Origin of the sequence: Vibrio cincinnatiensis DSM 19608 (assembly GCF_900167345.1) — a bacterium.
GTDB lineage: Bacteria > Pseudomonadota > Gammaproteobacteria > Enterobacterales > Vibrionaceae > Vibrio > Vibrio cincinnatiensis.
Window position 1 is genome coordinate 120,108 of sequence record NZ_FUXB01000004.1, and the last position, 13,439, is coordinate 133,546.

The 13,439-nt window shown below is 43.8% G+C and carries 12 protein-coding genes; all 12 read right to left on the reverse strand.

Annotated features, from left to right (window positions below):
• Positions 1–16: 16 nt before the first annotated feature.
• Positions 17–1,057, reverse strand: a complete 1,041-nt coding sequence (gene fliG, locus B5D54_RS04740; RefSeq protein ID WP_078925343.1) for a flagellar motor switch protein FliG — start codon at positions 1,055–1,057, stop codon at positions 17–19.
• A complete protein-coding gene (gene fliF, locus B5D54_RS04745) occupies positions 1,050–2,792 on the reverse strand; it encodes a flagellar basal-body MS-ring/collar protein FliF (RefSeq protein ID WP_078925344.1) in 1,743 nt (580 codons plus the stop codon). Before fliF ends, fliG begins: the two co-directional genes overlap by 8 nt.
• A gap of 18 nt (positions 2,793–2,810) precedes the next feature.
• Positions 2,811–3,122 (reverse strand): flagellar hook-basal body complex protein FliE, encoded by a 312-nt coding sequence (gene fliE / locus B5D54_RS04750; RefSeq protein WP_078925345.1) that lies wholly within the window; start codon positions 3,120–3,122, stop codon positions 2,811–2,813.
• Positions 3,123–3,214: 92 nt separating this feature from the next.
• Complete coding sequence (locus tag B5D54_RS04755; protein ID WP_078925346.1) at positions 3,215–4,627, reverse strand: sigma-54-dependent transcriptional regulator; 1,413 nt, start codon at positions 4,625–4,627, stop codon at positions 3,215–3,217.
• 2 nt (positions 4,628–4,629) lie between these two features.
• Positions 4,630–5,682: a sensor histidine kinase gene (locus tag B5D54_RS04760; RefSeq protein ID WP_078925347.1), complete on the reverse strand. Its 1,053-nt coding sequence runs from the start codon at positions 5,680–5,682 to the stop codon at positions 4,630–4,632.
• 119 nt (positions 5,683–5,801) lie between these two features.
• Positions 5,802–7,274 (reverse strand): sigma-54 dependent transcriptional regulator, encoded by a 1,473-nt coding sequence (locus B5D54_RS04765; protein ID WP_078925348.1) that lies wholly within the window; start codon positions 7,272–7,274, stop codon positions 5,802–5,804.
• Positions 7,275–7,501: 227 nt separating this feature from the next.
• Positions 7,502–7,912 carry a flagellar export chaperone FliS gene (gene fliS / locus B5D54_RS04770; protein WP_078925349.1) on the reverse strand — a complete coding sequence of 137 codons (411 nt, stop codon included), beginning with the start codon at positions 7,910–7,912 and terminating at the stop codon, positions 7,502–7,504.
• Between the two features lie 10 nt (positions 7,913–7,922).
• Positions 7,923–8,228 carry a flagellar protein FliT gene (locus tag B5D54_RS04775; RefSeq protein WP_078925350.1) on the reverse strand — a complete coding sequence of 102 codons (306 nt, stop codon included), beginning with the start codon at positions 8,226–8,228 and terminating at the stop codon, positions 7,923–7,925.
• 4 nt (positions 8,229–8,232) lie between these two features.
• On the reverse strand, positions 8,233–10,188 hold the full coding sequence (fliD, locus tag B5D54_RS04780; RefSeq protein ID WP_078925351.1) for a flagellar filament capping protein FliD: 1,956 nt from the start codon (positions 10,186–10,188) through the stop codon (positions 8,233–8,235).
• A gap of 21 nt (positions 10,189–10,209) precedes the next feature.
• On the reverse strand, positions 10,210–10,668 hold the full coding sequence (gene flaG, locus B5D54_RS04785; RefSeq protein ID WP_078925352.1) for a flagellar protein FlaG: 459 nt from the start codon (positions 10,666–10,668) through the stop codon (positions 10,210–10,212).
• Positions 10,669–10,741: 73 nt separating this feature from the next.
• A complete protein-coding gene (locus B5D54_RS04790; RefSeq protein ID WP_078925353.1) occupies positions 10,742–11,872 on the reverse strand; it encodes a flagellin in 1,131 nt (376 codons plus the stop codon).
• Positions 11,873–12,163: 291 nt separating this feature from the next.
• Positions 12,164–13,300, reverse strand: coding sequence for a flagellin (locus B5D54_RS04795; RefSeq protein ID WP_078925354.1), 1,137 nt, complete (start codon positions 13,298–13,300; stop codon positions 12,164–12,166).
• Positions 13,301–13,439 lie beyond the last annotated feature (139 nt).

Here is a 13,439-nt window from a genome sequence, read left to right on the forward strand (position 1 = left end):
CAGCAGGCCTTGTTTATTATAAAAACTCATCAGCCCCGCCAGACAACATGAGATCCCCGTTGTCTGCCATTCGCCGAGCAATGGCCAGAATTTCTTTTTGCGCAGCTTCAACATCGGAGACTTTAATCGGAGGCATGGCTTCCAAATCGTCCTTCATCAATTCAGCTGCACGTTTCGACATGTTTTTAAAGATTTTATCACGTAAGGTTTCATCAGCCCCTTTGAGTGCTTTTTGCAATACATCTTGTGGAACATCACGTAGTAATTTCTGAATACCTTGATCGTCAACTTCCACCAAGTTTTCAAAGACAAACATAAGATCTTCAATCTGAGTAGCGAGGTCTTCATCTTGCTCGCGCATCTGATCCATAAGCGGACCTTCAATGTTGTTATCCAGATAGTTCATAATATCCGCAGCGGCTTTCAGGCCACCAATTTTCGCGGCTTGCGCACCAGCTTGACCTGCAAACTGTTTCTCCATGATTTCATTCAATTCCGCCAAGGCTGAAGGTTGAACTTCTTCAAGGTTAGCGATACGCATCATAAGATCGAGACGATCTCGCTCAGAAAACTGGGCAAGGATCTCAGCAGACTGATCGGGTTCAAGATAAGACAATACGATGGTCTGTATTTGAGGGTGTTCATTAACAATAATGCTAGCCACTTGTCTTGGGTCCATCCATTTCAATGAATCCAACCCTTTCGAGCCGGTTCCTAGTAGAATTTGATCAACCAAGTTGTTCGCTTTATCTTCACCTAAGGCAGCAATCAATGCATTACGCATAAAGTCTTCGCTCCCCATACCAATATTGGTGTATTTTTGGATATCTTCCAAAAATGCGCGGTGAACCGCCGTCACTTTTTCTTGGCTCAAGTCTTTCGCTTTCGCCATCGCGCTTCCCACTCGCTGAACTTGCTTTGGCTCTAAATAGCGAATGATCCCAGCCGCATCTTCTTCATTGAGGCTCAGCAATAAGATAGCCGCACGTTCTTCCCCAGGAATATTGGCAATATCGATACCGTTTTCAGTATCTTTATTCATAATTTCATTAGGCATTTTGCATCCAATTCTTCACAACTTGAGCCGCTAATTCTGGCTCGTTAGCGACCAGAGCACGTACCGCTTTCAGTACATCCTCGTCTTTATGTAAATTAGGCAAATCAATACCGGATCCGAACTCGAACAACTCACCCCCTTCGATATCACTGCCAATCAAGCTGGTTTCGCCATCAACCCCAATCGGAAGCCCATCAGGTCCATAGAGCTGTTCATCATCATCAGCCGTAGGATTAAGCAGTTTCTTCATTGCAGGGCGAACCAGCACTAGCACAATAACAATAATCACTAATGCACTCGCCAACCAACGAACCCAATCGTTGAAGTGTGGATTTTCCCAAATAGGAATATCGGCCAATTGCTCAAACTCTGGTTCAGCAAACTGCATGCTTAATACATTTAATAGATCACCACGATTTTCATTAAAACCAACCGTACCAATCAATAATTGGCGAATAGCGCTTAGCTCCCCTTCCGTTAAAGGTTGGTAAGTGATCTGCCCATTTTCAGGGTTTACCACGGGTCGGTTTCTGACAGCAACCGCCACCGTTTGTCGATTAACCACTCCCGTTTGCCGTCTTTCATGGCTGATGGTGGTATCTAATTCAAAGTTACGCGTTGCTTCACGATGAACAGAACCTTGACCAAGTAAAGAGCCGTCTTTCATTTGAGCAACATCTTGCGGAATCGACGCATCAGCAGGAGGTTGATTACTCAAGGCACCAGGAATACCAGCAACCACATTGCCATTATTATAATCTTCTAAGGTATATTCACTGCGGGTAGAAGGAGTATTAGGGTCAAAGACTTTACGAGTTTGTTCAATCGCACTGAAATCGAGTTCAATATCCACCTGAGCCGTATAGTTACCCAACCCTAAAATAGGGATCAGTACGGAGTCGATTTTGCTGCGCAAATTCTCTTCTTGACGACGTTCAAGCTCTTGTTCTTTACGTCGAGCAGAAGAAATCGGGTCTTGTGAACCGGAACTGAGCAAACGCCCGTGTTGATCCGTCACGGTCACGCGAGTCGGTTTCATCCCTGGAACCGCACTCGCCACCATATCAACCACAGAATCGACTTCTTCTTGTTTAAGATTCGTCCCGGTACGTAAAGTCAGAAAAACAGAGGCTGACGCTTCTTGGTTATGACGAACAAACACACTTTGTTTTGGTAACGCTAATAAAACACGGGCTTTATTGACTTGTCGCATTTCTTCAATAGCTTTCGCTAATTGACGTTCACGACTCAGCTTTAAGCGTTCTTGTTCCAGACGCTGAGAGACACCAAATCCCATATCTTGCAACAGGATGTCATCACCGGCATTACGTGACTGATTCAACCCAATCCGAGCCATATTGAGTTTAATACTGTTGTAATCGCTACTTGGTACTAAAATGGTATTACCATCTAGACGATAGTTTTGTTTTTGTTGATCGAGATGATCCAGAATTGGGATGAGTTCTTCCATATCATAAGCCCCAAGAGGGCGCATTTCAGGTTCTTTCACCCAGAAAAACAGCATAACGATTAAAGCCACGCAGATAGAGATCGATAGCACCAGAACAATTTGTCGTAACAGGTCAAGATCGCCCATGGCAAAATCTAATTTAGAAGAACTTTTTTCTTCTAAATCTGGATTTTGCACGCCACCATCAAGATCAACACTCGTGGATAAAGCATGCTCTCCACCAGAAGCGAGTGCCAAGTCGGTTGTTTGTTTATCTTCAGCCACAATTCATACCTTATGTGGTTATACTGGCATATTCATGAGTTCTTTATACGCTTCAACAAGTTTATTGCGTACTTGAATCGTTGCTTCAAATGCAACACTAGATTTATTACGAGCGATCATCACATCTGATAATGAAATGCCCTCATCCCCTCGATCAAAACGAGTTTGTAAATCGCTGGAGGTTTTTTGTAACCCATTCACATTATTGATAGCCTGAGTCAGCATATTACCAAAATCAGCGCCAATTTTTTGTCCTGTCACAGTAGGATTACGGTTACCCGCTTCTACCATCATGGCCTGCATTTCGCTGTGTAAGCTATCTAATTTCATTGTGACCTCGGGTGCCAATTCTTTGACTCTGATAGAATAATTTAATAGTGCAGCAATTAATATGCCACTTGAAACCTTACCAACTTCTGTTCTTATCCCGGAATATCAATACCCGCATCCCGCATTTTTGCTAACTTATACCGTAATGTTCGTGGACTAATGCCTAGCTTCTCAGCCATTTCTTTGCGACGTCCATGACACTCCACCAAAGTTTCCATGATAATAGAAAACTCTTGATCTCGAAGTTCATCCCCTAATCCCGTAGTACTAGGGTAACTTTTGGGCTCTGAACCCACTTCTGTTAGAGGTTTAATGTCAGGACAGGCTCGCTCTTCCCCTTCTTCAACAAGGGTCTGTAAACCTGAAGCATCTTGCCAATCCAATCCTTCGAGTAAAATATGCTGCTGATCAATGTCTGCCTGCTCACTTAAGATTAATGCCCGTTGAATCACATTGTCTAGTTCTCGCACATTGCCAGGCCATGGATAACTCTGCAACTTGGTAATGGCGGCCATTGAAATACTAGGAACAGGTAACCCCAGCTTCTTACAATGCCGCTCAACCAAATGGTTAGCTAAGGGGGCGATATCCTTTTTCCGCTCACAAAGTGCAGGCCAAGTAATGGGAAAAACATTGAGCCGATAATACAAATCTTCTCTGAATTTATTTTCTTGCACATAGGCTTTTAAGTCACGGTTACTGGTTGCAAGAACTCGAACATCAAGCTTGATACTTTTACGACTCCCCAAGCGTTCCACTTCTCGCTCTTGCAACACACGCAACAATTTTGCTTGCAAACTTAAATCCATTTCACTGATTTCATCGAGCAAAATCGTGCCACCTTGTGCCTGCTCAAACTTACCAGGACACGCTTGTACCGCCCCGGTAAACGCCCCTTTTTCATAACCAAAGAGGGTTGCTTCTAACATGTTGTCAGGGATCGCTGCACAGTTAATGGCAATAAAGGGGCCCTCTTTACGCGGGGAGGCGTTATGGATGTAACGCGACATGATCTCTTTACCAGAACCGCTCGGACCTAAAATCATGACATTCGCATCGGTTTTTGCGACTTTTTCCGCTAAGGCCAGTAGTTTGAGGCTCTTCTCATCAGCGACCACCGCATCGCCATTATCATCAGATTTGACTGGTGCATAGCGACTGACCATGTTCAGCAATACTTCTGGCGCAAAAGGTTTAGCCATATAATCAATCGCACCATCTTTCATGGCTGCAACCGCATCTTCGATATTGGCATAAGCGGTCATTAACAAAACAGGCAAATTAGGCCAATGTTGCTTGATATTGCGCAGTAAGGCTAACCCGCCCATCCCCGCCATTTGAACATCAGAGACAACAATATCGACAGGGTTACTTTTTAGCTTAACCAATGCATCTTCAGCGCAATCCGCTTCGAGCCACTCATACCCCGCTAGCGCCAACGTATCCACCAACGCTTCACGTAGACCCTCGTCATCTTCAACGACTAAGACTTTATTTTGCGCCATGATCATTCTCCACTATCTGGTTGAGAGGGTTGGGATTGACGTTCAAGAGGAAGACACATGGTAAAGCATGCCCCTTCCCCTGACTGTGACATCAACTCTAATCGGCCATCGTGCGCACGGCAAACCATTTGCACGACAGCAAGCCCTAATCCCGTTCCTTGAGAACGAGTGGTAAAAAAGGGCTCCATAATTTTATGCTGCAATTCTTCCGGTACACCGGGGCCATTATCCTGTACTGAAATTTTTAATTCACCATTCACAGGACGAAAAAACACATCAATTTGTGCATGTTTACCCACAATTTGAATCGCATTCATGACCAAGTTACTGATTGCAGACGCGACCGCATTAGCATTCCCCAATAACCTTGTCTCTTCTTGCTCAACTTGCAAGTCATAATCTATCTGATTATTTTTCAATGCTGTTTCCACCATGGGTGAAAACTCAGCCACTAAATCGGCAATAGAAAAAGGTTGGATAACTTTATTATCTCCACCTTTAGCAAACAGCAGCATATCATTGACTTGTTTTTCTAGATCATGCAGTCGATCAAGCAGTTTATTTTGAAATCGCTCTCGCGTCGAAAGAGGCAAATTAGGCGCAGACAAGTTCGCCGCATATAACATAGCGCTAGATAAGGGAGTTCGAACCTGATGAGCTAAAGAAGCCACCATACGACCAAGCGAAGATAATCGTTGTAAATCACTAATACGAGATTGTAGTAAACGAGTTTCCGTTAAGTCGGTGATCAAAATCAACTGCCCTGTGGTTGATGCTGAGATGGCTAAACGAACTTTTCGTCCATTACGCAATGATATTTCATGCCCATCATCTTCACGAGGCGCAAATGCGATTTGAATCACCGTATACCATTTTTCGCCCAGTAAGGGGATTTGCAAAAGTCGTTGAGCTTCTGGGTTGGCTTCACGCACGATTCCCTGAGTATCGAGTAAGATAACGCCTGCGGGCATCACATCCAACACTTGTTTATAACGCTCAACTTGATCTTCCAACGAGTCCAAATGCGAATGTTGCTTTTGCATTGAGTTATCCATCGCTAATCTTTGACCTTAAAAAACAACAATAGCCTAACATGCAAATTGCACGCCAGGCTATTATTCTTTTATTTCAGACAATTACAGCAGGGTCAATAAATTGACTCACGGAAAAATGACTACCGCTGCATATTGTATTTCCGCATTTTTTCAACCAATGTGGTGCGGCGCATTCCCAGCATATCCGCCGCTCGAGCCACAATCCCACTTTGAGCATCCAACGCTTGATTAATCAAATTGACCTCTAAATCAGCTAAGAGCTCTTTCAAATTAATGCCCTCTGGAGGCAGCGCCTGTGGTGTATCTAAATGCCCATTTAGCGAAAATTCATCCCCTTGTTCAAAATTGAAATCCTCGGAAAAAACATTCGCCAAGACATCTCGTTCTTGCTCTTCCACTGAGCTAAAACGGCTCAGCTCAGGTTGAAACTCCGGAATATCACTATAGCGATATTTAGTGGGAAGATGGTTCACATCCACTAAACTATTAGGATAAAGAATGACCATCCGCTCGACAAGATTCGCTAATTCACGCACATTTCCAGGCCAATCATGTTCCATTAAGGAGTTGATGGATCTAGGAGTAAAACAAATGGGAGATGCCCCTTCGGATTCCATTCTGGTCATTAATTCTTGCAACAACAAAGGAATGTCTTCTTTGCGATCTTTCAGCGCTGGCATTTCAATAGGAAAAACATTGAGACGATAGTATAAATCTTCCCGAAAACGCTGTTCACTGATCATATTATCGAGATCTCGGTGAGTCGCGGCAATAATTCGAACATCGACTTTAATGGTGGTGTTGCCCCCCACTCGTTCAAAGCAACGTTCTTGAAGCACACGCAAGAGTTTCACTTGCATATTGGTAGGCATATCACCAATTTCATCTAAAAACAGTGTCCCACCTTCCGCCAACTCAAACCGTCCTTTACGGGCGGTAATCGCTCCGGTAAAAGCCCCTTTCTCATGGCCAAACAATTCACTTTCCAGCAATTCCGCTGGAATAGCGCCGCAGTTAATAGGAACAAAAGGCCCTCGACGACGAGGAGAGTGATAATGAATGTTACGAGCAACGACTTCTTTCCCGGTTCCCGATTCTCCTAAGATAAGAACATTGGCTTCGGTACTGGCGACTTGCTCAATTAAATGACGAACTTCTTGAATGCCAAGACTCTGTCCAACCAAGCTACGAAACAGGGTGTTATTACGTGAAGAAGAGTGTAATTGAATACCTTTACGACCTAAAAACTCTTTACAATGACGCAATGCTTCACTTAGTTGAGGATAGTTAAGGGGAAACTCTAATTCGCCGACAAACTGTGGGAAAGATTCAAAAGAAAAAAAGTGTTTGTTTGCGACAAGTAAAGGAATGTGGTTCGCATGAAAAAGCGTATTTTTTAGCGTTTCAGGCAAACAAGGAGCATCAACTGAACCCAGAATACATCCAGCCCAAGGGCCAGACCAATCAATACGATCAATTTGTGAAGAGTCAATGACTTCACACTGCTCCCCCACGAATTCTAGGATTGTGCTGAAACTTTGACGAACAGAAACGTCGTCTTCAATGACAAGTAGTTTTGCTAAACCTTGCATAGGTGAGAATATTTGCCTTAATTCTGAGATTGTTGTGTGAACACCTTTGAGAATCACTCTCTTGGCTAAATACAGCGCTAAGCAGCCAAAGCAAGGATAAACAACGTGTGAAATCAGCAACAAAAAAGCCACTTGGCTAGTTAGTGGCTTCTATTCTATTTAATTAAAAAAATAAGGCAACCAAGCAATTATCAGGTGTGATACCGGTTAAAAGATTAGGATAAATCCTACATCCCGATTTCTGAAGCGGTTAAATTGTGATATTCCGCTGGGATTTGATCCCAAGCTGACTTGATCTCCCGGATGATATCGATAACATCATCAATAGGTTGTGGGTCATTTTTGTGGTTAGCCGTAGAAATTTGAGTGATCATAAACTCATAAAGCATATCTAAATTCTGTGCAATTTCACCGCCCTCTTTCATCGATAAACTGCTGCGCAAGCTAATGATAATATCTAACGCTTTACCCAAACGTTCACCTTTTACAGGGATGTTACCTTGCTGCATGGCGGCCTTGCCTTGAATCAAGCGCTCAATTGCACCTGCCATCAGCATCTGCACAATTTTATGTGGTGAGGCTGCCGTGAGCTGGCTATCCACTGATACTTTTTTGTACGCCTGTAAAGAACCACGCATAGTCTTCCTCTTATAAAAACTTTTTGTATTGCTGAACGGATTTATTGCCGTATCGATATTTATGAAGCGCCTGCCCTATCGATTGTGTCTTTCTCTGCATCAGTTCAACAAGGTGTTGTGTCTCTAAAATGGCACTCTGCCATTCGGCAGATTGCGCAAACTGTGGGTTACTTGCAATATAACTCAGCAGTTCCCCTAGCAGGGTTTCTCTTTTATCGACCAACACAATAATTTCTTCAGTATTTATCTCATCAACCATCAACTTTTCTTTGATTTGATGGTTGATATCACATAAAACTTGAAGGGTCATTTGCATATTACTAACCTAAAGCATTCATCATGCCAGCTAGTTGGGACTGCATTTTCCCTGTTGCATCTTGCATCGCTGAAAATTTGGCATGTGTCCGTTTTTCTAAACCATCCATACGACGATCTAAAGCATCTTGATCTTTAGATAAACGACGAGTTTGTTCCGATAAACTGTTCTCTCGAGTACGAATGGATCCAGTTGCGCCGGTTAACCCTTGAATAGCATCTTCTACACGCTTAGCAAACCCTTGATTTCCACCAAAAAATTCACCTAATTGTGTAAAGTTCGTGTTCAACTGACGATTAAGCATACCATAGTTGATTTCTAACGTCCCTTGACGAGTGGTGGTAATACCAAACTCAGTCAGGCTTTTTAAATTCTCTGGTGCCTGCTCAATAGGCGAAGAAAAGACCGATTTTAGCCTAGAGTCTGCACTGCGAACAATGCTATCCCCAGCTAATGGCCCCGCTCGACCAGTATTGGGATCCACACTGGCGAGCTCTTTGCTTATCCGATAAAACTGATTGTAGGAGGCGACAAACTGTTCAATATCTTCTCGAACACTCTCCCTATCATACTCAATACCAATTTCCGCAGGACGCTGGTTAGGTTCCGTTTTTCCTTTTAAGGTTAAATTAACCCCTTCAATCGCATTTTCAATGACATTGTTATCACTAGATAGCGTAGCAATACCATCCAGTAATATTCGAGAATCTTGCCCAGCTTGTACTTGAATCATACCTTGGTACTCATCAAAAGATTGTTGGGCCGCTTTCAACTCAGCTTGTACTTTTTCCATGGTTTCAAGCGCTTCACGCTCTTCATCCGAAAGCTTTTCACGCTGAGCCAATTTTGCTTCTTCCGGCGTCATCTTGCCGCTTTTTACCGCCTCATCAATAGCCGCTTGCTCGCTAGCGAGTTTTGCATCTAATTTCGCTTGGGCTTCTTTTGGCGTAACATAAGAATCGGTTAACGTGCCAGATGCGGTGTTCGTCCATCCCGGAACATCCGGCGCTTTAGCTAACGCTTTATCATCAAGTTCAGGCTTAGGTTCAGAATAAGAATCTAACAACGTTCCCGACGCGGTTTCCGTCCAACCGGGAATGCGCTCCTCAGGTTTAAGATAGCGGTTAGCCTCTTCAAGCGCTTTTATTTCTGAACCGGATAAATCCTCGGAAGCTTCGGCGACCTGTGCCGCTTGCGCAGCGATTTCTTCATCCAATTCACGAGCGGCGCCCCCTATTTTATCGGCCACTTTGGCCGCCATCTCTTGTTGCTCTGGTGTCAAAGGAGCAATCAACTGCTGAGCCTGTGCCCGAGCCGCTTCTAAATCTTTAACGCGATCTTCTAGTGTCTTATATTCTAAACGTTTCAGCGCATCTCCAGCCTCAGAATCGGCTCGTATAGAAAGACGATTTTTCTCACCAGAAAGGTTGGAAGCAACAATGAGTCGAGGGCCTTCCATATCATTAATGATGGAAGCGCGTACACCGGGGTTATTTTTCTGGCTGTTTATGCCACGGACAACATCACTTAATTGAGCATTTTCAGCGACATCAACCGTAAATTTTTTCGAACCTAAAGAAATTTGCAGCTTGCCCGGGCCAAACTTAACATCACTCGGCATAACCTCCGATGCAATTTTATGGCTTTGAGCAAGCTGCAATACATCAACCGCATACTTACCCGCCATGGCTTCTGTATTTGCCGTGGCGGATAATACGTTATCGTCCGAAGTGTCAACTCTTCGCACAGCGAACGCTTTCTCTTGGCGAAAATTCGCCATGAGATTTTTCATCGTATCCAGCGACTCTCTAAGTCGCCCATAGGCACTAATACTGGTATCAATATCATAGCGTTTGTTGTCGATGCTTTGCTGCTTAGGTATCCGCTCTGCATTAACAATAGTACTAACTACATTATTGATATCAAAACCAGTGTTCATCCCCATCGGGCCTAAACTCATTCAATCACCTCAACAATACGATTACGCCTTAACCACCAGCAACCCAGATTTTGGGCCTTGCTCACGAGAAAGACGTCGCAAAACTTCAAGCATTTCTTCTTCAGGAATCTGACGAATAATGTCACCAGTTGCGGCTTCATATATTGTCACAACATCCCGTCCTAATTCTTCATCGACTCTGAACGATAATCCTTTGTTGATCGAATTGACAAATTCATCCATTCGTTCAAGGATTTTTATTCGTTGCTCTTCATTCAAACGTTCCCGTTCATGGGTCTGTTTGATAGTCATCTCTAACGCTTGTTTTTGACTGCGTTTGAGCTGTTCAGAGACTTGTTCTGTTACTTTTTCAGACGGCCCTGAACGGTGACTATCTTTTGAATTCGAAACACTTTTTACGCTCTCGTTTTCTGAAGCAAATTTAATGCCACTTTGCGAGCCGTAAGGCTGGATGTTCGATGTGTAGGATGGAACTTCCATAACAATCTCCCTTCCACCTTATAGGTAACTCGACTTACATCAAATTACCCATGTTACTCATTCAAACCTGAAATTAACCTAACAGGCTAAGAGCTGCAGATGGTGACTGCTTTGCTTGAGCCAAGACAGAGGTACTGGCTTGTTGCAATATTTGTGACTTAGTCATTGCTGTGGTTTCCTTCGCATAATCAGTATCTTTGATACGACCACGAGAAGCATTCACATTTTCGTTAATGTTTTCTAAGTTACTAATTGCATGGCCAAACCGGTTTTGGAATGCCCCTAATTGTGCACGTTGGCTATCCACCGATTTTAGCGCGCCATCAAGCAAAGCAATGGCTTCTTGTGACCCTGCCACCGTTGTGACATCAATATCTTTAACGGTCACATCTTGCCCAGCGCCAAAGCCAATTTCAGTCCCCAAATCACCACCAATGGTGACATCGCCAATCACTTTTTGTGATGAAGCGAAAAGTTGCAACTTACCGTCTTCACCAACAGAAGCTTGAATGTCATCATTTTGGCCATTGATGTAGGTAGCGACTTCTTCAAGATCATCCCCCGCTTTTACATTAATGGAGATATCACGAACTTCCCCTTGCTTATCAGTATAATTCAAGGTCAGTTCGGTTGCCGTTGTCACTTGCCAATCAGCGGCTTGTCCCGTTTCCGCTCGATAAGCTTTTCCGCCCATCTCCGTGGTATCCGAGCGCAAGCTTCCCATCGTTAATGTGACCGCTTCACCGGAGTCAGCCCCAATTTGGAAAGATTTACTACCAAAAGTACCATTCAATAAGCGGTTACCACCAAAAGAGGTACTCTCAGCAATGCGGTTGAGTTCATCATTCAACGCACCCACTTCTTCTTGAATCGCTAAACGCTCAGAACGGGTGTTAGAACCATTTGATGATTGCAGTGCCAAATCTCGCATACGTTGCAAAATGTTGGTACTTTCATTCATCGCACCTTCAGCCGTTTGTGCAATCGAGATACCATCATTGGCATTGCGGACAGCAACATCCAGACCACGACTTTGCGAAGTTAAACGGTTGGATATTTGTAAACCGGCAGCATCGTCTCGCGCACTGTTTATTCGGTATCCGGATGACAAGCGTTCCATTGATTTCTGCACACCTGCCGCCCCATTATTGAGGTGACGCTGTGCGGTCATCGCCGAAACGTTGGTGTTAACGTTAATTGCCATAGTATTGATCTCCTTAGGCGATTGTTAGTGTTCCTCCGAGTCTCTCACCCCTCGTCGGTACACCTCATTTCTCTCGTATCCTTTAACGGCCTAGATTAGATATCCTTTAGAAAAAAATGTGTCATTTTTTTACTTTTTTTCTCTGAAGTAAAAAAAAGTGATCAACGTCAATAAATAATAATAGTCTCCAATCAAATAGTTCGCTCTTTAAAGAGAAGTCACCTCCCCATACCCCCCGATTTTAGGCATAAAAAAATCCAGCCGAAGCTGGATTTTTTTCGTTTAACTCGATTAGCCAAGTAGGCTTAGTGCGGCGTTGGGCGCTTGTTTCGCTTGAGCAAGCACCGAGCTTGATGCTTGACCGAGAATTTGCGCTTTCGTCAATGCTGTTGTCTCTTTCGCAAAATCGGTATCTTTAATGCGGCTCTTAGAGGCATTCACGTTTTCATTGATGTTATCTAAGTTATTGATAGCATGACCAAAACGATTTTGGAATGCACCCAGTTCAGCACGATGGCTATCCACATACTTAAGCGCTGCATCAACAATCGCTACCGCTTCTTGTGCCCCACCCACCGTGGTCACATCAATAGTATTAATCGTTACCTCAGAAGGGGCTTGCATGTCTAATTCCGTAGCTAAAGCCCCAGAAAATGCGACACTGTCGACATTATCGGTATTACTGGCAAAAATTTGTAACTGTCCATCTTCGTTAACAGACGCACGAATAGCATCGGTTTGACCATTGATGTAAGTCGCTAATTCTTCAATATCATCGCCTTCTTTGGCTACGATATCGATAGGATCCAGCACATCGCCATTTTTGTCGGTAATCGTGATGGTAAGATCATTATTTCCCGCAGTTACCCCCCAGTCTTTATCTGTGGTTGTCGCGGCAACGTAGCTCTTACCCCCCATCATTTCGTTATCACTGCGCATGTCTTTCATGGTCAGCATGACCGCTTCACCACTTTGTGAACCGATTTGGAACGCTTTAGTTTGGAACGTACCGTTTAATAGTCGGTTACCCGCAAATGATGTGGTTTCTGCAATACGGTTCAATTCTTTATTGAGTGCGCCGACTTCTTCTTGAATCGCAACACGCTCAGATTTAGAGTTAGAGCCGTTTGCAGATTGTAGCGAGAGATCACGCATCCGTTGTAGGATGTTGGTGGTTTCATTCATCGCACCTTCAGCGGTTTGTGCCATTGAGATACCATCATTGGCGTTACGTACCGCAACGTCTAAACCACGGCTTTGTACATTCAAACGGTTAGAAATTTGCAGCCCGGCTGCATCATCTTTCGCGCTGTTAATTTTAAACCCAGAAGACAAACGTTCCATTGATGTTTGTTGTGCGCTGGTTGCACTGTTTAGGTAACGTTGTGCGGTCATTGCTGATACGTTGGTATTTACATTCACTGCCATGGTGATTTCTCCAATTGATTTTCCGATATTTCCGGTTTCCGACGTCTCGGAAAACCAAGTAGTTCTCTCAAAGTTATTCTCTTAACGGCGTACAGAAAAAAAGCTTTAGGGAAAAAATGTGTTTTTTTTAAAAAAAACG